The sequence below is a fragment of the Kribbella sp. NPDC049174 genome, assembly GCF_043197365.1.
Lineage (GTDB): Bacteria > Actinomycetota > Actinomycetes > Propionibacteriales > Kribbellaceae > Kribbella.
Genome location: NZ_JBICSZ010000009.1, coordinates 197780 through 218953 on the forward strand (window position 1 = coordinate 197780; position 21174 = coordinate 218953).

Annotated in this window: 14 protein-coding genes and 1 pseudogene; 6 read left to right on the forward strand and 9 right to left on the reverse strand. The window is 68.4% G+C overall.

What is annotated here, in order from left to right; all coding sequences use genetic code 11:
- Positions 1 to 171: 171 nt before the first annotated feature.
- From ACGFIF_RS35175 to ACGFIF_RS35190, 4 genes are all read right to left on the reverse strand, one after another.
- Positions 172 to 468, reverse strand: a complete 297-nt coding sequence (locus tag ACGFIF_RS35175) for a hypothetical protein (protein WP_393160419.1) — start codon at positions 466 to 468, stop codon at positions 172 to 174.
- A 47-nt stretch (positions 469 to 515) separates the two neighbouring features.
- Complete coding sequence (locus tag ACGFIF_RS35180; RefSeq protein WP_393160420.1) at positions 516 to 1715, reverse strand: mannosyltransferase family protein; 1200 nt, start codon at positions 1713 to 1715, stop codon at positions 516 to 518.
- 105 nt (positions 1716 to 1820) lie between these two features.
- Positions 1821 to 4049 carry a transglycosylase domain-containing protein gene (locus ACGFIF_RS35185; RefSeq protein WP_393160421.1) on the reverse strand — a complete coding sequence of 743 codons (2229 nt, stop codon included), beginning with the start codon at positions 4047 to 4049 and terminating at the stop codon, positions 1821 to 1823.
- A 161-nt stretch (positions 4050 to 4210) separates the two neighbouring features.
- Positions 4211 to 5698, reverse strand: coding sequence for a short-chain fatty acid transporter (locus ACGFIF_RS35190; protein WP_393160422.1), 1488 nt, complete (start codon positions 5696 to 5698; stop codon positions 4211 to 4213).
- A gap of 215 nt (positions 5699 to 5913) precedes the next feature.
- Between ACGFIF_RS35190 and ACGFIF_RS35195 the strand changes: the two genes are divergently transcribed.
- The 5 genes from ACGFIF_RS35195 (at position 5914) to ACGFIF_RS35215 (ending at position 9842) form a co-directional block, all read left to right on the forward strand.
- On the forward strand, positions 5914 to 6498 hold the full coding sequence (locus tag ACGFIF_RS35195) for a PadR family transcriptional regulator (protein ID WP_132211483.1): 585 nt from the start codon (positions 5914 to 5916) through the stop codon (positions 6496 to 6498).
- Positions 6495 to 7574, forward strand: coding sequence for an inositol-3-phosphate synthase (locus ACGFIF_RS35200; RefSeq protein ID WP_393160423.1), 1080 nt, complete (start codon positions 6495 to 6497; stop codon positions 7572 to 7574). The genes ACGFIF_RS35195 and ACGFIF_RS35200 overlap by 4 nt, the downstream gene beginning before the upstream one ends.
- Before the next feature lie 65 nt (positions 7575 to 7639).
- Positions 7640 to 8470, forward strand: coding sequence for a DUF72 domain-containing protein (locus tag ACGFIF_RS35205; RefSeq protein WP_393160424.1), 831 nt, complete (start codon positions 7640 to 7642; stop codon positions 8468 to 8470).
- Positions 8471 to 8622: 152 nt separating this feature from the next.
- Positions 8623 to 8820: a hypothetical protein gene (locus ACGFIF_RS35210; RefSeq protein ID WP_393160425.1), complete on the forward strand. Its 198-nt coding sequence runs from the start codon at positions 8623 to 8625 to the stop codon at positions 8818 to 8820.
- On the forward strand, positions 8817 to 9842 hold the full coding sequence (locus ACGFIF_RS35215; RefSeq protein ID WP_393160426.1) for a hypothetical protein: 1026 nt from the start codon (positions 8817 to 8819) through the stop codon (positions 9840 to 9842). The genes ACGFIF_RS35210 and ACGFIF_RS35215 overlap by 4 nt, the downstream gene beginning before the upstream one ends.
- Before the next feature lie 253 nt (positions 9843 to 10095).
- Here ACGFIF_RS35215 and ACGFIF_RS35220 read toward each other — a convergent pair whose 3' ends face one another.
- Both ACGFIF_RS35220 and ACGFIF_RS35225 read right to left on the reverse strand, forming a co-directional pair.
- Positions 10096 to 16035 carry an AAA domain-containing protein gene (locus ACGFIF_RS35220; protein WP_393160427.1) on the reverse strand — a complete coding sequence of 1980 codons (5940 nt, stop codon included), beginning with the start codon at positions 16033 to 16035 and terminating at the stop codon, positions 10096 to 10098.
- Complete coding sequence (locus tag ACGFIF_RS35225; RefSeq protein ID WP_393160428.1) at positions 16032 to 17201, reverse strand: M48 family metalloprotease; 1170 nt, start codon at positions 17199 to 17201, stop codon at positions 16032 to 16034. The genes ACGFIF_RS35220 and ACGFIF_RS35225 overlap by 4 nt, the downstream gene beginning before the upstream one ends.
- A 99-nt stretch (positions 17202 to 17300) precedes the next feature.
- Between ACGFIF_RS35225 and ACGFIF_RS35230 the strand changes: the two genes are divergently transcribed.
- Entirely contained in the window at positions 17301 to 18485 is a 1185-nt protein-coding gene (locus ACGFIF_RS35230; protein ID WP_393160429.1) for a M20 family metallopeptidase, read from the forward strand.
- A gap of 46 nt (positions 18486 to 18531) precedes the next feature.
- Here the strand turns inward: ACGFIF_RS35230 and ACGFIF_RS35235 are convergent, their stop codons facing one another.
- The 3 genes and pseudogenes from ACGFIF_RS35235 to ACGFIF_RS35245 form a co-directional block, all read right to left on the reverse strand.
- The gene (locus ACGFIF_RS35235) at positions 18532 to 18930 is read right to left on the reverse strand and encodes a pre-peptidase C-terminal domain-containing protein (protein ID WP_393160754.1); all 399 of its coding nucleotides are present in this window, start codon (positions 18928 to 18930) and stop codon (positions 18532 to 18534) included.
- Positions 18873 to 19307 (reverse strand): annotated as a pseudogene (locus tag ACGFIF_RS35240) (hypothetical protein); the annotation flags it as partial. The gene ACGFIF_RS35235 and the pseudogene ACGFIF_RS35240, both read right to left, overlap by 58 nt.
- Positions 19308 to 19622: 315 nt before the next feature.
- Complete coding sequence (locus ACGFIF_RS35245) at positions 19623 to 21062, reverse strand: pre-peptidase C-terminal domain-containing protein (RefSeq protein ID WP_393160430.1); 1440 nt, start codon at positions 21060 to 21062, stop codon at positions 19623 to 19625.
- Positions 21063 to 21174: the final 112 nt, after the last annotated feature.

Genomic DNA, 21174 nt, shown 5'->3' on the forward strand with positions numbered 1-21174 from the left:
ACCGCCCCTGCTGGACGATTCTCCGGCGGAGCCTGCCCCTGAAAGGTTCCGCCGGAAGAGATGAGGAGGGGTGGCGGTCCCCGCCCGGACTGCCACCCCTTCACCCATATCGACGTCCGAACCCTCCGAGACGTTGCCTGGGGGGCCAAAGAGTCCACATGCCGGACACCATTAGCGGGTGACGGCCGCGAACCAGGCGAGATTCAGGGCCACCAACGCCGTACCCGCCGCCACGGTGGGCACCCAGCCGAGACCGGCCCGCCGGGCGAACACGGGCAGCGCGAGCGCCATCGCCAGCCCACCGATCTGCACCGTGAACAGCAGGCCCAACAGGTCGGCCACGCAATGCTCCGCCGACGGCGCACACAGCGGCGCGCCGGTCCGGACCATCACCTCGTACGCGAGCGCCGCCATCAGGCCGGTCAGCGCCGCCTGCAGCAGACTCCTACCGAACAATCGGGTGTCCATACGATCACGCTAAGCGCGCGGCGGACGCGGTACCTGAGCAGAACTACTCAGCCGGTCCAGCGGCCGGTGAAGAATCCTGCCGCCCAGATCGCGGCGAGGGGTATGGCCAAGGCCAGGTAGAGGCGGCCGAACCAGGGTTTTCGCTGGGCGAGGACCGCGAGGCCGATCCAGAGCGGCCACCAGAGCAGCGTCGCCCGGGTCAGTGAGTAGATCCAGAACGACGTACAGAACGCGCCGACGGTGGCAGCCACCCAGGCGGCCTCACCCCAGGAGCGGCGCCAGAGCAGCCAGGCGAGCAGGAGCAGACCGATCACCAGGGTGACCAGCTCGGCCCGGAACATCCAGGTCCAGTCACTGCGGTCGCCGGCGAAATGGCCCTTGGTGGCGGCGTCGACCGTGTGCATGAGCGAGGTCCACGGCCAGGTGAACTCGCGCGCCCAGCCCTTCTCCTGCGCGGCCTGCCAGGCGAACCAGGAGCCGTGGATCTGCTTCAGGTACGCCATGAAGCCGAGCACCGGCACGGCCGGCAACGCCAGCCACGGCAAGGACAGCCAGTCACGCTTCTTCGAGGTGACGAACTCCACGATCAGCGCGAACGCGAGGAAGATCCCGGACACCCGCACAGTCGACGCCAGCGCGACCAGGATCGCGGCCCGGGCCCAGCGGCCCTGCCGCGCGGCCAGCCAGGCCGGGAACGCGAACGCGCAGAACAGCGCCTCGGTGTAGCCGGCGGCAAGGAAGACACCGACCGGCGCGGTGAACCAGAACAGCGCGGCGTTGGGGCCGAGGTTCTTGAGCTGCGGGAACTCGTACTGCGCCAGGCGCGCGAGATACACCCCGGCGACGGCACTGGCGACCGCCGACACGACGATGCCTGCGGCAACGTACCCGATCCCGGTCCAGCTGACGACGCGGACGAGCACCGGGAACCCGGGGAAGAACGCCGCCAGCGGCGCACCGGACGGCTCACCGTTGGCGTACCCGAACTCGGCGACCGCCTTCAGGTGCCAGACGTCCCACTGCAGCCAGGCCCGCCAGACGTTCGGGTAGTCGCTCCCCCGGTTGAACAGCATCGGCGCCGAGATCGACAACAGGAACAACGCGGCCCGGGTGACCAGCCACCACCCGAGCACCTCCCGCGTCATCGCACTGGGCATCCACCGCTGCAGGCGCACCCCGTCGATCCGGGCCCGCCGCGCCCGGCCCGGCTTGTCGGGTTGCTGCTCACCGGCCGTCCGCTCAAACACAGACGCACCCGCCCACCACGAAACCCACCCGAGCCCGACTCACGCACCCATGGTGCCCCATCCCAAAAGCAACCGGCGGCACCCGGTGGGTGCCGCCGGTCAGAGCTATTGACCTCCGCCGGGTCTCTCCGGCGTCTGACTTGGTTCTGTGGTTGTTCCCCCGGTCGGTATGGACGGCCAACCTGGTGAGTTCGGTTTGGTCGGCTTGGTCCTCGTCGGCGTCCGGGTCGGAGTCTGGGTCGGCGTCTGCGTGGGGGTCTGGCTCGGCGTCTGCGTCGGAGTCTGGGTCGGCGTCTGCGTCGGGGTCTTCGACGGGGTGATCGTCGGCGTCGGCGTACCCATGTTGTCGTCGGAAGGCTCCGCGAACTCCTCCACCGGCAGGCCGTCCATCGCCGGCTTCATGAAGTCGACCCAGGTCTGCGCCGGGTAGTCACCACCGAAGAAGGCGTTCTCCTCGGTGTAGGCGTCGAGGTCGGACTCACCCTCCTTGCCGGCCCGGTAGAGCACGGCGGTGGACAACTGGGGTGTGTACCCGACCCACCACGACGTCAGGGTGTCGTCGCCTTCCTCGAACTTCTCGCACTTGCACTTCGCGTTCGCACGGCGGTGATCGATGGACATACCACCCGCGGTGCCGGTCTTGCCGGCAGCCGGCCGGTCGATCTCCTGTGCCTTGCGGCCGGTGCCCTTCCGGTCCTCCACGACCTGCTGCAGCGCGTAGCTCGTCGTGTTGGCGATGTCGGCATCGAGGGCCGGCGTCTGCTTGTACTTCGTCTTGGCCGAGAACTTGACCACGTTCTTCAGGTCGCGGACTTCCTTGATCATGTGCACCGGGGTCCGCTTGCCCTCGTTCGCGAAGACCGAGTAGGCACCCGCCATGTCGACCGGCGACGCGTAGGCGTTCGGGCCGAGCACCAGGGCGGGCGCGTCGCGGTCGGCCTTCGGGATGGTCGGGATGCCCGCGGCTTCGGCCACGTCGCTGACCTTTTCCGGACCGTCCTCCATCTGCCGGTCGACCAGGTCGTAGAAGGCGGTGTTGACCGACTGCTCGGTCGCGGACAGCAGGCTCACCTTGCCGTAGTTCTCGCCGAACTCGTTGTCGTACTTGCCGCCGCGGATCTCGATCGGCCCGTCACCCTCGAACGTGTCCTCGAGCGTCTTCCCGTCCTTCAGCGCCGCGGCGACCGCGAACGGCTTGAACGCCGACCCGGGTCTCGCCTTGGCCGTCGCCCAGTTGATCTGACTCGTCAGGTAGTCCGGTCCGCCGATCACCGCGACCAACTCGCCGGTCTGCGGACGAACCGAGGCGAGGCCGATGTGCAGGTCCTTCGAGCTACCGGGCTGCTTCTTGTTGAAGACCGCCTCGTTGGCGGCGATCTGCAGTTTCTTGTCGATCGTCGTGTAGACCTTCAGACCACCGCCGACGATCTCGTCGTCGGTGAACCCCTGCTTGACCAGCTCCTTGCGGACCATGTCCAGCAGGAAGCCCTTCGACCCCTTGAACCGGCTGCTCTTGGCCTTCTTCTTCAGCGGCGGAACGGCCTGGCTGTACTGGGCGTACTGCGCGTCCGTGATCGTCCCCATCTGACGCATGCCGTCCAGGACGTACTGATACCGCCCAAGGATTCGCTTCTTGGTCGCCAGGGAGGTGTCGTCGGGGTCGAAGACGGTCGGGTTGTTCAGCACCGTGGCGAGCAGCGCGGCCTGCGGAACGGACAGGTTCTTCGGGTCCGGGACCTGGAAGTACGCATCACCCGCGGCCGCGATGCCGTAGGCACCCTCACCGTAGTAGATGGTGTTGAGGTAGCCCTCGAGGATCTTCTTCTTGTCCTCGGACCGGCTCAGCTTGGTGGCGATGAACAGTTCCTTGAACTTCCGCGCCGCCGTTCGCTCCTGGGTCAGGTACATGATCTTCACGTACTGCTGGGTCAGCGTCGAACCGCCCTGGAGCTGCTCGCCCCGGGCGATGTTGAAGGCCGCCCGGGCCATACCGGACGGCGAGATCCCCGGGTTGGTCCAGAACGTCCGGTCCTCGGCCGCGATCACCGAGTCCTGCACGTGCTTCGGGATCTGTGCCAGCGGCACCGACCGGCGGTTCTGGTCGTAGAGCTGGCCGATCTCGTTCTTGCCGTCGGCGAAGTACACCGTGGTGGTGTTGGTCTGGAACTGCTTGTTCGTGTCCGGGATCTCGGTCGTCTGGTAGACGATGAAGAAGGTGGCGACCGCGCCGATGATGCCGACGAAGAAGAGCGCGGCCAGCCAGCCAAGGACCCGGAGCGCCCAGTGCTTCTTCTGGCGCGGGGGCTTGGCGGCCTTTCTACGAGCTTCACTCACAGTGCAATCCTCGACGATCTCGCGGAAGTCATTGCCCCACAGACTACGGTGGGTGTGGTAACGGCCCCGAATCCGCTCCGGATGGTAACAAGTCGGCCGGTCACCCCGCGATGCGCCGGGAACGAGCCTTACCCAGATCTTTCGCGCCTCCCGGCAAGCGATTACCCCGTGACGTGCGGTGCGAGCAATGTCACGGCGATCAGCGCGGCGGGGAAGCAGGCGAGGAACATCGTGAAGGTGTAGCCCATGATGTCGCGCGCCTTGAGCCCGAGGATGGCCAGCGTCGGCAGCATCCAGAACGGCTGCAGCAGGTTCGCGCTCGCCTCGCCCAGGTCGTAGACGACCACCATCCAGCCCGCGTCCACCGTGAGCTCGTTGGCTGCCTGCAGCACGTACGGCGCCTCGATCACCCACTTGCTGCCGCCGCTAGGTACGAAGATGCCGAGGATGCAGGAGTAGATCGCCACCAGCGGCGGGAACAGGAACTGGTTGCTTGCCTGCACCAACCAACCGGCCAGCCGGGCGGAGATTCCGGTGTACGCGATCATCCCGAAGATGCCGCCGTACAACGGGAACTGCAGCAGTACGCCGGCCGCCGCCGGAGCACCGTCGCGCACCGCCCGGGCCATCCGCCACGGCCGCCAGTGCAGCAGCAGTGCGAGCAGGAACAGGATCAGGTTGACCGTGTTCAGGTCGAGCGCGTTGAAGAAGCTCTTCCCACTGAAGTAGCGGACCAGGTACACCACACCGAGCACGACGATCAGCAGACTGAACAGCGGCGAGTGCTCGAGCCAGTCCCCCGGCCTGCGCGTCTCCCCTTCCTCACGCTGTCCGTTGTACGCCGAGCCGCGGCCGATGAGTGGCCGTAACTCGATGCCGAGGTGCTCCGCGGTCCGTGAGTTGTCCGGGCCCGGTGCGACGAACCACGCCATCGCCACGCCCACGACGTACACGAAGAACGTTGCGACGAGCGCCTGCCAGGTGAAGATGGTGTCGCTGAGTGGGATCAGCCCACTGGCGTGGCCGCCGGCCTTGATGACCTCCTGCACCGGCGCCGGACTACTACTCGCACTGGCGACCTGCAACGCGGCAGAGCCCGACAGCCCTTGCGCCCACACAGTGCCCAGGCCGAGGAACGCCATGGCGCCCAGCGCGCGGTAGTCCGCCTTCGGCACGTTGCGGGCCACCTCACGCGCCAGGATCGCGGCGAAGATCAGACTGAAGGCCCAGTTCAGGTACGACGCCAGCATCGCGACCGAGGCCACGAAGGCGACCGCGGCCCGCGGGGACCTGGGGATGCGCGCCAACCGGGTGATCAACCGGGCGACCGGTCCGCTGGTGGCGACGGCGTACCCGCCGATGATGATCATCGCCATCTGCAGGGTGAACGTGATCAGCGACCAGAAACCGATGCCCCAGGCATCGACCAGGCCGTAGCCCGTGGTCGCGGCCGGGTCGTCCGGGCGTTTCAGCAGCGCCTCACCGGTGACGAGGCCGAAGACCAGCACCACGAAGGTGCCGACCAGGACGAACCCGAACGCGTCGGGCAACCACTTCTCGGTGAAGGCGGTGAACCGCAGCGCGGTCCGGGCCAGCGGGCCCTCACCGTCGACATCGTGCTTCGCATGCTTCGCATGGCTGTCAGCCATGACCCTCCGCTCTTGGACCACGACGCTGTGTGTCGACTGATTAACGCGGCTCGACGGCTGACGTAACAGGTTTCCCGGCGCGTCCGCGCGAGCAAGGTGACATACGGCGACTTTGTCAGGTCTTGTCCACAGGTCTCCGGTCTGCTTACAGTGGCGGCACGATGTATCGAACCGATACATCAGGTCATGACAAACTAGTCCGAGGGAGGTGGGTCATGGGAAACCGCAGTGGGGTCCTGGAGCTCGCCGTACTCGGTCTGCTGCATGAAGCGCCGATGCACGGCTACGAGCTCCGCAAGCGCGTCAACGCCCAGTTCGGCTGGGGACGCGTGCTGTCGTTCGGATCGCTCTACCCGTGTCTGAAGGCGATGCTCCGCAACGGCCTGATCACGGCCGACTCCGGTACGCCGGAGTCCGGTCGCAGGCCCAAGATCGTCTACACGATCACTGCCGACGGCAAGGACTTCTTCGCGCACGCGATGCACGACGCCGGTCCGTCGGCGTGGGAGGACGACACGTTCGGCGTCCGGTTCTCGTTCTTCGGCCGGACCGATCCGGCCACCCGGTTGCGCATCCTCGAGGGCCGTCGGGCCCGGATGGAGGAGCGGCTGGCCAACTTCCGGGCAGCGATGAGCCGGACCGCGGAGCGGATGGACGCCTACACCCTCGAGCTGCAACGGCACGGCCTGGAGTCGGCCGAGCGCGAGGTCCGCTGGCTGAACGAACTGATCGACGGCGAGCGGCGGCAACAGCGGCCCCCTGACCAGCACCAACCGCCTACCCAAGGAGATCCCAGATGACCTCGATCCGCGTAGCGATCGTCGGCGTCGGCAACTGCGCCAGCTCGCTCGTCCAGGGCGTGCACTACTACCGGGACGCGAAGCCCGACGAGCGCGTACCCGGCCTGATGCACGTCCAGTTCGGCGACTACCACGTCAAGGACGTGCAGTTCGTCGCCGCCTTCGACGTCGACGGCAAGAAGGTCGGCCTGGACCTCGCCGACGCGATCGGCGCCAGCGAGAACAACACGATCAAGATCTGCGACGTGCCGCCGACCGGCATCACGGTGCAGCGCGGTCACACCCTCGACGGCCTCGGCAAGTACTACCGCGAGACCATCACCGAGTCCGAGGCCTCACCTGTCGACGTGGTCGCGACGTTGCGTGAGGCGGCCGTCGACGTCCTGGTCTGCTACCTGCCGGTGGGCTCGGAGCAGGCGGCGAAGTTCTACGCCCAGTGCGCGATCGACGCGGGTGTCGCGTTCGTGAACGCGCTGCCGGTGTTCATCGCCGGCACCAAGGAGTGGGCCGACAAGTTCACCGCGGCCGGCGTCCCGATCGTCGGTGACGACATCAAGTCGCAGATCGGCGCGACCATCACGCACCGGGTGCTGACCAAGCTGTTCGAGGACCGCGGCGTCACCGTCGACCGGACCTACCAGCTGAATGTCGGCGGCAACATGGACTTCAAGAACATGCTCGAGCGGGAGCGGCTGGAGTCCAAGAAGATCAGCAAGACCCAGTCCGTCACCTCGCAGCTGCGGGACGAGATCGACGAGCGCAACGTGCACATCGGCCCGTCCGACTACGTGGCCTGGCTGGACGACCGCAAGTGGGCGTTCATCCGGCTCGAGGGCCGCAACTTCGGCGACGTCCCGCTGTCGCTGGAGTACAAGCTCGAGGTCTGGGACTCGCCGAACTCGGCCGGCATCATCATCGACGCCATCCGGGCCGCGAAGATCGCCAAGGACCGTGGCGTCGGCGGCCCGATCCTGTCGGCGTCGTCGTACTTCATGAAGTCGCCGCCGGAGCAGTACGCCGACGACGTCTGCCGCGACCTGGTGGAGAAGTTCATCCGCGGCGAGGTCGAGCGCTGAGTTAGTCGTGTGTTGGCCCCGCAGTCGGCTTCGGCCGGCTGCGGGGCTTTCTATAGGTTTGTGCCATGCGGCTGCATGTGGGGTGTGCGCAGTGGACCCATGCCGCCTGGCCGCAACCGGGTCGGGAGAAACTCCGCGCCTACGCCTCGTGGTGCAACGCGGTGGAGAGCAACACCACCTTCTATGGCACTCCCTCCCAGACCACCGTCGCCGGCTGGGCAGCCCAGACTCCACCCGAGTTCCGCTTCGTGGTGAAACTCCCGCAGCTCATCAGCCATGAGCGCCGGTTGAGCGGGGTGGAGGTGGAGCTCCGCGCTTTCCTCAGCGCGATCGAACCACTTGCCGACCGCAACCACGCGTTGTGGATCCAGCTGCCCGCCTCGTTCTCACCCACCGACCTCGGCTCCCTCGCTGCCTTCCTCCACCAGGCACCGCGTGGCTATCGGTATGCCGTCGAAGTCCGCCACCCCGCCTTCTTCGACGATCCGCGGACGGCAGAGTTGCTCGAGCGGGTCCTGGCCCGGGTCGACGCGGAATGGGTCCCCTTCGACACGATCACGCTCTTCCAGCACCGGCCGACGAGCTTCGCCGAACGCGATGCCTGGATGAAGAAGCCCCGAGTGGTACGCCGTACTCGCGCGCTGACCGCTCATCCGATCGTCCGCTACATCGGCCCGGACGACGTACAGCAAACCGTGGACGGGTGGGCGTACCTCGTCGACTCGGTCGTGAACTGGCTGGGCGAGGGTCGGTCGCCGACCGTCTTCCTGCACACACCGGACAACGTCGAGGCGCTCGGGTTGGCTCGACGGTTCCACTCCGATGTTCGGACGCGGATGCCTGGGTTGGAGCCGCTGCCTGAGCCTGTCGAGGTAGAGCCTCCGACGCTGTTCTAGCTGTGTTCTGACTGCTCTGGCTGTTCTGGCTGCGTTGGCTGGTCGGGCTCTTCTGGCTGTTCCGGGGTTTTCCACAGCTCGGAAACTCGTCGGCTGGGCAAGGGCGAATCTCCATATGTTCTCCGCCGAGATCACACCTCGGGAGGACAGACATGGAACACGAAACCCTTGCAGCTCAGGCCGGTTCGACAGGAGTGCGGGCCACAGCGGCGGAGCGTCAGGCGCGAGCCGAGTGGCTCATCGCCGAGTTCCGCCGACGTGCGGCCGCCTGCGACGACCCCCGCGAAGAAGCGAACCTGCTCCGTTCCGCGGACTCGCTCGTCCGCCTGGCCACGGCGTACCAGCCGTGACCGCCACCTTGGTCGCCGCACCGTCCTTGGAAGACCTGCTGACCCGCAGTGGCCCGGAGGCGGTCGCGCTGTCCGGCGCGGCCCAGTCCGCCTGGAACGGTCAGGTCATCGAGGCCACCGGCGAGGTGCTCGGCCTCGCCCACTGGGACGGCACGCTGTACCTCGGTGACACCATCCTCGATCCCCTCCGGCAGATGTACGAACGCTCCGGCGAGCAACAGCCGATCCCGGACCTCGTGCGCTACCGCGAATCCCTCGCCACGATCCTGCATGAACAGGCACACTTCCTCGGCCCTGCCGGCGCGACCCAGGAGGCGGCTCGGGGCGCCTTCACCCAGCCCGGCGGCCGCCAACTCGAGGAAGGCGTCGCCGAAGCGTGGGCCCAGGACCATCTGAACGAGTTCCTGACCCGTCTCGGCGTGGACAAAGTTGCCCCCGGCATCAACGACGTCACGTCCGGCGGCTACTACCCCGCCTACGTTCCCGCCGTCCGCATCCTCACCACCGACCTCGAGAACCGCGCCGGCCTCAACCGCGGCGAGGTCCTCAACGCCCTCAACCGCCAAACCGCCGAAGGCCAGCTACCACTCCTGGTCACCCTCCTCTACAACTCCAGCCGCCTCCCCGACCTGGACACCCCAGCCGAAGCCGTCGAAGTCCGCGCCCGCCTCGAAGCCCACCTCCGCAACGCCCTCCCCCAACTGGACGCCTTCGAACTCCACCCACCCGGCTTCGCCGCCGCCCGCTCCCGCTCCACCACCGGAGCCCTCCTAACCCACCTCCACACCGAACTCCAAGCATCCGAATCCGCCCACACCCCCCACCCCACCGCCTGCGCCCTCCCCACCCCAGCCACCCCAGCCACCCCCGTCACCCCCACCCCATCCCGCCTCGTCCCCACCCCCCACCACACAGCCCTCTCCGCCCTAGCTCCCCCAACCCACCATCCACCCTCGACCCCACCCACAAGGGCCAACCCCCACACCCGCAACCCCACACCCGCAAGAGCTCTAGCCCGCTGACGGATCACCCGGACCGGTTCACCAATCCCCACCACCCAACGTCCGCCCACCACCCACCCCAACTCAGCCACGCAAGCCACCCGCAGAACCCACCGCCGAGTCCCGCAGCCCCACGTCGCCCCGGCAGCACGAGCGCGGTACCCACGGAACCGCCGACACCTACACGCACCCACCCCGCCAGACGACCCAGCCGGCGTCCCACTCCAACCCAGCACGCCCCGCCTCCGACGCACTCCCGCCGAGCAAGTTGGTGTCAGTTGTCGACTGGGCGGTGGAGGGCTTCGACGAGTTGATCGACGACGGTCGTCGGGGTGCGGGTCCAGTCGGTGGTGAGTACGTGGTGGACGCGCCAACCGGTGGCGGTGAGGGCTCGGGGGTGGGTGGTGAGGCGCTCGAGCAGTGAGTCGGCTGCGAGGCGTTCGGGGGTGTCGACCAGGACCGCGAGCCGATGGCCGGCGTCACCCGGAAGTTTCAGCGCCAGGTCGCACCGGAACACCGACTCGCCCACCCCGGTCTCCACCTCGACACCACGAGCCTCCAGCGCCACCCGCAACTGCTCGACCACGGCAGCACCTGCCTGCTCACTCGCCCAGCGACCATTCGGTCGCGCACCAGCGGCGTCTGCCTGCTCGGTCACCCAGCGACCATCCGGTCGTGCACCAGCAGCCCCGGCCGCCCGACTCGTCTGCTGCCCCGCGTCCCGCGCCACTCCACCAGCTCGTCCTGCCGCTTCTCGTTCACCGCGACGTCGGGATCGGGCACCCGCAGGATGGTCGCCGGGTTCAGCGTCACCCAGCCCGCTACCCGCCCCGAACTCCCCGGCACCACCAGACGAACCACTCGCAATCAAGTCACCACCAGAAGAACGACCCGCCATCCCGTCACCGCCAAAGGAGCGTCGGTCGTGGGCGAGGGCGTAGGGGGTCAGGGCGGCTTTGGCGGCGGCGGTGTTGCCTTGGGAGATCGCGGTGGCGTAGCTGAGGAAGCGGCGCAGGGTGTTGGCGCCGTCGTTGTAGGTGTTGGTGATGGCATCGGGTTCGATGCTGCTGACGACGACCATGTGCTGGCGGGCGCGGCTGAAGATGACGTTCAGGCGCTTCTCACCGCCGGCGGTGTTGATCGGGCCGAAGTTCATCAGCATCCGGCCGTCCGGCCCGGCGGCGTAGCAGACGCTCATCAGCACGATGTCGCGCTCGTCGCCTTGCACGTTCTCCAGGTTCTTCACAAACAGGCCGATGTCTTGCTCACCGTGCGTGCGGACCTGCTCGGCCTCGTACTGCGCGCCGAACTCCGGATCCGCCTCGGCCAGTTCGTCCAGCGCTCGTTCGATCTCGCCCTGCTGTGCCTCGGAGAACGCGACGATGCCAAGGCTCTTGCCGGTACGACGTGCGAGCAGTTCACGCACCAGGCCGGCGATCCACCGCGCCTCGGCGGGGTTGGTACGGCGTACGTAGGTTCCGTCGACGAGTCGAACGGCGGTGATGCTGCCGGCCAGGAGACTGTCGCAGACCTCGGCCAGGGCGGGTGCGTCCGATCGCAGAGTCCACGGTGGCGCGACGTGAGGGGGCAGCCGGTCCGGCACGGTTGCCAGCCGGCGCTGGTAGAACGCGGCGTTGCTGAACGAGATCAGCGCCTCGGACCGGCTGCGGTAGTGCCAGGTCAACATCGTCGAGGCGAGGCGGAGTGCACTGATCGACAGGAAGCTGTCCTCGGTCAACGCAATGCCAACCTGCTCAGCAGCACCATCATCCTCGAAGCCGTCCCCAACCGACCCGACACCATCCGCCCCGGCGGAACCAGCAGAGGTGGTGGAGAGCGGACCGTAAGTCGGGCTCCCGAAACCCGTCGCGGGCACAGCATTCGGATCAGTCGTGATGCGCGCGGGGAACTGCCCGGACGCGGGGACCTGACCGGGTACGTGGGTCTCGCCGGGCACGGGGACCTGGGTGGACAGGGTGTTGGTGGAGTTTGCAGGCGGGGTGTGGGTGGGGCGCGTGGCGGGGGTGTGGGCGGCTAGGGGGTCGCTGCGGACTTGGAAGTATTGGGTTGGGGGGAGTTGCATTTGGTCGCCGACGACGATTACTTGGGGTGCGCGGTGGAGGGCGGGGATGGCTTCTTCGACTGGGATCTGGCTGGCTTCGTCGTACACGACGACGTCGAAGTCTGCAGTCAGGGGCAAGGTGTCTGACACCGACGACGGGCTCATCAGCCAGACCGGCCGGAGTAGGGAGACGACCGCGCCCGGGGCGCCGGAGGCGAGGTCGCGGATCGAGCGGTAGCGCATGACTTTGCCGAACTCGTGTTCCAGTTCGCGGCGGCCGGTGGCGAAGGTCTTCTTGCGGTCGCGGTCGTCGGGCGACATGCCGCTGACGCTCAGTTCGGAGTGCGCCAGTTCGGTCAGGAATCGGCGTCGTACGCCGGCTACCACGAGGTCGGCGTTGAGCGTGTTGAGTTCGTCGTAGACCAGGCTCAGCTCGCCGACGATCGAATCCACTCGGGCAGACGAGAGTTGCAGAGGTGCGGCGGCTCGGGAACGCTCCCACTCGGCTGCGCAGACTGCGTACTCGAGTTGGTCCGGCGTTGCGGCGAACCGTCGCATCGCTGTCTGGACGGACTCTGGGGTCGCGGCGAGCTCTCGCAGCGCCGGGGCGACGGCACGGATGACGGGCTCTGCGGATGCGAGCCTGTTGGCCAGATCGCGTACGCCGGCCACGGTCAAGTCCTCGTGCTGCGTTGTCAGCAGGCCGGACGTGCATGCGTCCGCGCGGTCGAGGGCATCGGCGACTCGGGCGAGGGCGGCGGGAACTCCGTCCTGCAGGGCGACCCGCCAGTCGGCGAGCTGTGGATCCGTGCGGATCGCCGTCAGTCGGGAGAGCAGCGAGCGGGGATCGTCCGTGCCCCACTCGCGAAGGGTCTGGTCCGTGTGTTGCTTCACCGCCGCGGTTGCATCGTGGGCGGTGAGCAGGTCGGTGAGGAGTTCTGCGACGGATGGTCGGACTGCCCGGGTCGTGCTGTCGAAGCGGTCTTGGACCAGCGACTTGACCCTGCGCCAGTCGCCGCTGAGGAAGGAGAAGAGGGTGCCTTCCTTGCTTTGGGCAACCTTGAGGGCGGATCTGGCGTCGGCTGGTGCTAGTGGGTCGCTCCAGCCGGACGCCTCGTCCCAGGCTGATCGTTCCGCGGTGAGCAGTTGCTCTCGCTCGGCGGCCGTCGCCGTCAGTCGTTGTGCTGCGGGAGAGTGCGGGTCGATGGCGGCGCCGAGGTTGCGATCAACGAGTGGGCTGATCACCCGGCCCAGCTCGCCAAGTGCTCTTGCCTGCTTGACCGACCAGTCGGTGTGCGGATCCGGGTCGGCGGGCGCCGGAAGCGCGGGGTTCGCAGGCGTCGCGGGCGCAGGGTTCGCGGGCGCGGGGGTTGGGAGGCCTGCGGTGGTGAGTGCGGTGGCTACCGCGGTCCAGGCGGTTTGGAGGTCGTGGGCGTGGGTGGGTACGTCGGGGTCGGCCCAGCGCAGTGGGATGACGAAGGCGAGGGGGGTGTGGGCGAGGATTCCGCCGGAGGCTGGATCGGCGGCCGCGAGTTCCAGGGCGAGCTTGCGGACGACCGGCCGGGCCGGCCACCAGTCGGCCGGCGACGGGATCAGCCGGCGATGGTCCGGGGCCAGGCCGTCGGGCTGCGCAGCAGAAACGCCAGTCGGTTTGTCGCTGCCGGGCTGACGCGGGGAGTCGAGCTGCAGGCGCGTTGGGCCGGGCTGCCGGTGTGCGGGGTCGCCGGATGGGGAGCCGGGGTGTGCAGGGTCGCCGGATGGGGAGCCGGGGTGTGCAGGGTCGCCGGGTGAGGTGGCGGGGTGTGCGGCGTCGCCCGGTCGGGAGCCGGGGTGTGCGGCGTCGCCCGGTCGGGAGGCGGGGTGTGTGGGGGTGGGCCAGGGGTGGAGGGTGGCCAGGCGGTTGACCACGGCTCTTAGGGGTGGGTGGCCGGTGGCTAGGGTTTGTTCGTAGTGGGTGACGGTGGTTAGTAGGTGGTCGACGCGGGTGAGCAGGTCGGCGCGGCGGGTGGTGAGGGCGTCTAGGTTGTCTTCGGCGGTGAGCCAGGATTCGTAGGTGTCGCGGAGGCCGTGGACGAAGGCTTTCTTGTCTGCCTGGGAGTCGTGGATCAGGGTGCACAGGCCGTCCAGGCGGCGGCTGGCCAGGCGGGCGTGGACGACGTCGAGGGCGGCTCGCTTCTGGCAGACGAACAGGACGCGCTGACCACGGGCGACGAAGTCCGCGATCATGTTGGTGATCGTCTGCGACTTGCCGGTGCCCGGTGGGCCCTGGATGACGAAGCTCTCGCCGCGCTGGGCGCGCGCGATCGCCGCGACCTGGGAGCCGTCGGCGGGAACCACCAGCTGTCGCTCGGCGACCGGCAGCTCCGGCGGGGCGCTGCTGATCGGGCGCGGGCGGTCGGAGAACAGCTGGTCGAACGACGGGCACGTCTGCCCGGTGGCGAGCAGCTCGTCGTAGTCCCGGACCAGGCCGAGCGTCCGGTAGTTGAAGTTCGCTAATGACACCGCGCAGAGGTCCACGTCCCACGAGTACGGACCGCCCTCGGTGTCGATCGTGTACGTGTCGGTCTCGATCACGGCCGGCCGCCGCGGCTCGGTGCCGAGCGTGATGCCGAGCGGAAGGTCCGGCACGGCCAGCTGGGCGCGGAAGATCTGCACGCCGAGCGGCTGGTAGTCGGTCCGCCGGTAGGAGTAGGCGTACTGCCGGCCGCCGAACTCGTGCGCGGCGTTGCCGTGCTGCCGGCGGCGGTAGTTCCGTAGCTTCAGCATCGCGCGCTGCCGGACCAGGTCGATCCGCGGCTTCTCCCGGAGGTGCAGCTGCAGCCCCGGCTCGGTTGCCTGGATCTCCTGTGCGAGGCGCGCGTGCAGAGTCGCGATCGCGCCCGGCTCGGCGAGGTCGACGTACTCCGGCAGGTTGATCCCGTAGAGCTGGTGCAGGTGGTGCCGCAGCGTCGGGTTGATCTCGGCGATCGGATCCGTGATGCGCAGCGTGTACGAGTCGCGCACGCCGCGCTTCTTCAGCAGCTCCACCTTCGCCAGCACCAGCGGCGAGGCGAGTCGGGTCTGCGGGTCGTTCTTCAGGTCGTGCCAGCGCAGCAACGCCGGCACCAGGCGCAGCTGGTCCTGACCGTACTCCGCTCGGTCCCGCCGGGCGGTCGCGATCAGCTTGTCGAGCGCGTTCGCGGCGTACGGCGCTTCGTCGTACCGGATCCACTTGCCGAGCGGCTGCGGTTTGTCGAGCAGGGGCTTGCCGAGGTCGTCGCGCCAGGTGAACAGCTGGTCGGGGCGGATCGTGCGGACGTCGAGCATCAGCGGGACGGACACTTCGGTCAGGTTCAGCGTCTGCGCGGTGGGGCGGAAGTTGACCAGGCGGTTACGCCGGGACAGGTCGAACAGCCGGTCCCGCAAAGCTCGAAGTACGGCGGTACGACGGTCTGCCACGCCCTGCGTGATGGCCTCGACGTCGAAGTCGAGCGGCTGGTCGCGGTAGTTCTCCAGCTGCTCGATCAGGGAGTGGAGGTCCTGCGCGCGACGGTGCCGGTCCGGCTCGGCCATCTGGGCGGCAACCGAGACGATGACCGGGTGCAGGCCCGGGTCGAGCGCGTACAGGTTGCCCCTGGCATCGATCAGCCGGGCGACGTCCTCGGTCCGGGACAGGTCGAGACCGCAGCCGAGGCCGATCAGCAACTGGCCGAGGCTGAAGATGTCGGTGAGCGGGTCGTGGTGGCCGACCACGTGCTCCCAGCTCTGCCAACCGGCCACGTACACCGGCGCGGTGATCGCCGCCGGGACCGAGTCGACCACTGTGGTCCGGGGCAGGCCGCCGCTCTCGCCGAGATCCACGTCGGACTGCCGGTGCGCGATCACGTCGACCGCTGTCGCTCGGGGCCCGCCACGCGCGTGGAGTGCCGCCTCGTGGAGCACTGGCCAACCGGCCTCCGAAGGATCGAAGCCGAGCCGGGTCTGCTCGTCGACCGTGATCCGGTCGAGCCCCCGCAGCGGCGCGATCAACCCGCGCTCGTGCACCGCGGCCGTCGCGTGGAACAGCGGCAGCACCGCGGCCAGCAGTGCGTCGTTGCCGAGCCCGCCCTGCGAGACCGCCAGCGCGACCAGATCCTCAGCAGCCGCCGACGGCGACCTGTCCGTGCCGCTCACGCGACCACCTCGTCCGCGGCCTTGGCCAGCTTCGCCCGGCGCTTGTCGCTCCAGCCGAGCTCGTCGTCGGCCAGATCGTCGTACGACGTCAGTCCCGCGCGCCGGGCGATCACCATCGACGCGATCAGGCCGGCGTCTCCGGTGTCCGGGTCGGCGGTCGCCAGATCCAGCAGCAGGTAGCAGAGATACCGCTTGGTCGCCTCGACCACCGGCCTCGGTCGGGGCAGCGGCGCTCCGTCGACCGGTCGGATCGCCACCGGCTCGTCGAAGCGAAGCATTGGAGAAGCCGGTACGCCGAGCGGCCCGGGCGGATCCGAGAACCCGGCCGCGAAGGTGGCGACCGAATCCGTGCGCAGGCCCTCGGTGTGCGCGATCGTGGCCGCGAACTCCCGGCTCAGGTCGCGCAGCAGGACCGCATCGAGCAGATCCGGCGCGTCGATGTCGAGCGGTCCGGTGATCAACGATTCCATGTCCTCATCGGCGAGCCACTTCTTCAGCGCCCAGGCGCGGGCGACGCCCTCGGGGTGAGTGGTGCCGCGGCTCCCGGTGCTCAGGTCGAGCTCGTCCGCCTGCCGCAGATAGGACTCGGGGTCCACTGCACTCAGACCGGTCTGCAGCTTGAGCAGCGCGCGGACCGTGACACTGAGGTCGCCGCAGGCCGTCAGCGCACCGCGGTCGGCGTACAGCTCGGTCGCGAGGCCCCACCGCCGATGGGTCTCCAGATACTGCTGTGGTGTCCGCGCGTCACCGGCCGCCGCGTCCAGCAACCGGTCCACCGCGAGATACGCGCCCTCTTCCGCATCCCACAACACCCGATGCGCCAGCTCGTGTCCCATCACGGCGGTCAGCTCGTCCTGGTCCAGCCTCTCCAGCAACGCTCCCTCGAAGACCACCACCGCCGTGCCCGCCTGGTGGAGGTAGAAGGCGTTGACCTCACCCTGCACCTGGAAGAACTCGAGCTCCGCGTTCACCCCCAACGCCTCTGCCGCTCGGCGACCAGCCTGATGCACGACCGGATGAGCCGCTTCCTCCAACCGATAGGCGTTCCGCAGGAGTACGTCGCCGACACCGCCGACCGGCCCTCCTCGCAAGGCAGTCCAGGCGCGCTCGTCCACCCGGCGTACGTACGCCAGCACAGCCCGGTGGTATCCCAGCGGCGACAACATCCAGCCACAGTAACCACACCCACCGACGAAATACCCCGGTACGGCGGAATCCCGGACAGGTACGGTGGCGGACGTCGCCGCAATCGAAGGAGCTAGTTGATGAACCTGGTCGAGGAAGCTGCCGCCATCGCACCCGGGCTGATCGATCTGCGGCGGGAACTGCATCGCATTCCCGAGGTGGGGCTCGACCTGCCGAAGACTCAGGCGATGGTGCTGGACGCGGTGGGGGGACTGCCGCTGGAGATCAGCACCGGCAAGGACCTCACGTCGGTGGTCGGCGTACTGCGGGGTGGGCAGCCTGGGCCGACGGTGCTGCTGCGCGGTGACATGGATGCGCTGCCGGTGGTCGAGGAGACCGATCTCGAGTACGCGTCCACCAACGGGAACATGCATGCCTGCGGCCACGACCTGCACACGGCCGGACTGGTCGGTGCGGCGCGGCTGCTCAGCGCGCATCGTGAGGAGCTGCACGGCAATGTGCTCTTCATGTTCCAGCCGGGTGAGGAAGGCCTGGGCGGCGCTGGCTACATGATCCGGGAGGGTCTGCTGCAGGCGACTGGTGACAAGCCGATCGCCGCGTACGCGATCCACGTCTGGTCGCACGCCGCCAAGGGACTGTTCCAGACCCGGCCCGGGACGATCATGGCCGGCTCGAACCAGTTGCACATCACCGTGCACGGCAAGGGCGGGCACGGCTCGTCGCCGTACACGACTGTGGACCCGGTGCCGGTGGTGGCGGAGCTGGTGCTGGCGTTGCAGACGTACGCGACTCGCCGGGTGGACGTGTTCGACCCGGTGGTGATCACGGTGACGCAACTCGAGGCCGGGGTTGCGGTCAACGTCATCCCGAACACGGCTCGGCTCGGTGCCACCGTGCGGACGCTGTCGAACGAGACCTTCGACCAGTTGTCGCGGGAGCTGCCGGCGTTGGCGCAGGGGATCGCGGCAGCCCACAGCTGCACAGTCGAGGCCGACTTCAGCAAGCAGTACCCGGTGACGATCAACGATGCGGTGCGTACGGCGGAGACATCGGCGCTACTGGGCGAGGTGTTCGGCGCGGACCGGGTGCCGCCGTTCGACAACCCACTGATGGGGTCGGAGGACTTCTCGATGGTGCTGGAGGAGGTGCCCGGGACGTTCGTGATGCTGGGTGCGCGTCCTGACGATGTCGGTGAGGACGGTCCCTCCAACCACTCGAGCGTGGTCCGCTTCGACGACGCCGTACTGGGTGATCAGGCCGCAGCACTCGCGCAACTGGCCACAGCGCACCTGATCCCGGAGTGACGGCCTGTGGCTGGCCAACCCGCCAGAGGCCGGCCAGCCACAGGGATCAGGACGGCGCGACGGTGAGGCTGTACGCCCCGCGGCTGCCGTAGGTGGAGTAGCCGGTGTTCAGCGGGTCGCCGTAGCCGACGTTGTCGACCCGCAGGTAGTACGTACCCGGCTGGAGAGCGCTGGTAACACTCGCGCCCAGGCCGGTCGGCGTACCGGCGTCACTCTGGCCTGAGGCTGGGTCGGCTGAGGCAACGACCGCGCCCGAGCTGTCCAGCAGGTCCAGCTTGATGTCGAGGTTGCCAACGGTCGCCGCGGCGCTCGCGGCCGCGGTGTAGTTGCCGCCAGCCCCGACGTCGACGCGGTGCCGTCGTGACCGAGGCCGACGTTGTGACCGGCCTCGTGCGACGCGGCTTCGGCGAGGTTCTTCGCACCGGTGCCGACGCCCTTCGTGAATACCAGTGCCGGCTGGTAGTAGTCGTGCTGGGTGGTCCGGTCGTACACACCGACGTACGCGACACCGCCGCAGCCACAGCCGGACTGGTACCAGGTGTCAGGGTCGATCAGCACGCGCGTTCCGTACTGCTCGTCGGCCGCACCGGCTCGGTCGATCGCCTCCTGCGGCGGCTCCTGCGTAGTGACATCCACATCGAAGGCGGCGTAGTCCTCCGCAACCCGCGCCCACACTTCATGTACGACGTCCTGCTCCGCGGTACTGAATGTCGCCGGATCGCCGTCGGTGTCGTAGGCCGACACGTTCACCGGGTCGACACCCTTGGACGCGTTCCACGCCGTACCGGTGATGGTGTGGCCGTCGAAGTCCAGGTAGATCACGCGGTTCGAGCCAGGCTTGCTGTGCAGCTCGAAGGCCGGACCGGTGGCGGCGGCAACGGCTTCGGTGGCCCAGCGCGGTGACGGCGCCTCGGCCTGCTGCGTAGGAGTGAGTCGATCGGGGTTTGCTGGGCGTCGGCCTGGGTGCCGGCCGCAACGGCCAGTCCTCCGAACACGACGGCACCGGCGCAGGCGAGCGCACCGGTGCGGGTGCGGCGGAAAGTGCGGTTCAACGGGATCTCCTCACAGGATTCCCCCCACAAAGACCCGGGGCCGTCGATCTCGGTGGGAACGACGGCCCCGGGCAGTTCAGATGTGTCAGCTGACGCGGACCGTGTAGGCGCCGCGGCTGCCGTAGGTGGAGTAGCCGGTGTTCAGCGGGCTGCCGTAGCCGGTGTTCTCGACCCGCAGGTAGTACCGCCCGGCGGTGACCTGACGGCTGATGCTCGCGCTCAGGCCGGTCGGCGTCGACGAGTTCGACTGGCCCGCGGCCGGGTCGGCGGTGGCGACGACGGCGCCGGAGGAGTTCAGCAACTGCAGCTTGATGTCCAGATCGGCGCCGGACGCGGCCGCGTTGGCCGCGAAGGTGAAGGTGCCGGCCGACAGGTCGATCCGGAACGTGTCGACGTCGGAGTCATTCGCGTAGACACCGCTCACGGTGGTCCCGAGGGTGAGGGCGGTGGCGTCGCTCGTGCCGTTGCCGTGGTCGTCGGCCCGCAGCGCCAAGCCGTTCTGGCCGGCCACTGCGAAGTCGTCTTCCTTGTTGTTGGCACCGGTGTACTCGCCCTTGCTCCACTGGCTGATCGCCTTGGAGTAGCCGACACCCATGATCGGGGCCCAGGCGCCGTGACCCTGGTAGTAGCCGACGGACGCCGTACCGTCGTGGCTGAGACCGATGTTGTGGCCGGCCTCGTGGGAGGCGGCCTCGGCGATGTTCTTCGCACCGGTGCCGACGCCCTTGGTGAAGACCAGGGCCGGCTGGTAGTACGCGTGGTTGCTGGTGTTGTCGTACACACCGACGTACGCGACACCGCCGCAGCCACAGCCGGACTGGTACCAGGTGGTCGGGTCGATCAGCACCCGGGTGCCGTACTGCTGGTCGGACGACCCGGACCGGGTGATCGCAGCCTGCGTCGGCGCCTGAGTGGTGACGTCCACGTCGAACGGCGCGTAGTCCTCGGCCACCCGCGCCCAGACATCGCGTACGACGTCCTGCTCGGCCGTGCTCCACGTGCTGGTGTTGCCGTTGGTGTCGTACGGCGTGACGTTCACGGTGGCGGGCTTGCCGTTGGTGTTCCACGCCGTACCGGTGATGGTGTGGCCGTCGAAGTCCAGGTAGATGACCCGGTTGGAGCCCGGCTTGCTGTGCAGCTCGAAGGCCGGACCGGTGGCGGCGGCGACGGCCTTGGTGGCCCAGCGCGGGGACGGCGCCGCGGCCTGCTTGGTCCCGGAGACAGGCTCGCGGTAGAAGAGCTTGCCGTCCTTGTCCAGCCAGCTGGTCTTGTCGGTGGCCAGGATCTGCTGCAGCTTCGCGGCGGGGATGCCGTTGCGCTCGGACAGCTCGGCGAGCCGGGACTCGACCTTGCCGAGCGCGCTCTGACCCTGGAGCTCCTGACCGAGGAGCTGGTCGATCGGGGTGGGGACGGCTTGCTGGGCGTCGGCCTGGTTGCCGGCCACGGTGGTGGTAATGGCCAGCGCACCGAAGACAACGGCTCCGGCGCCGACGAGCGCACCGGTGCGGCGGAAACGGGTGTGCATTAGGGGGTCCTCCTCAGGGACTCCTACGCCTCACTTGTGACATGCCTCACGTGCGGTGGGCGGTTCCGCACTGTGCGTAGCCTGCCCGATGGTTGTCCGGGTGGGAATACTT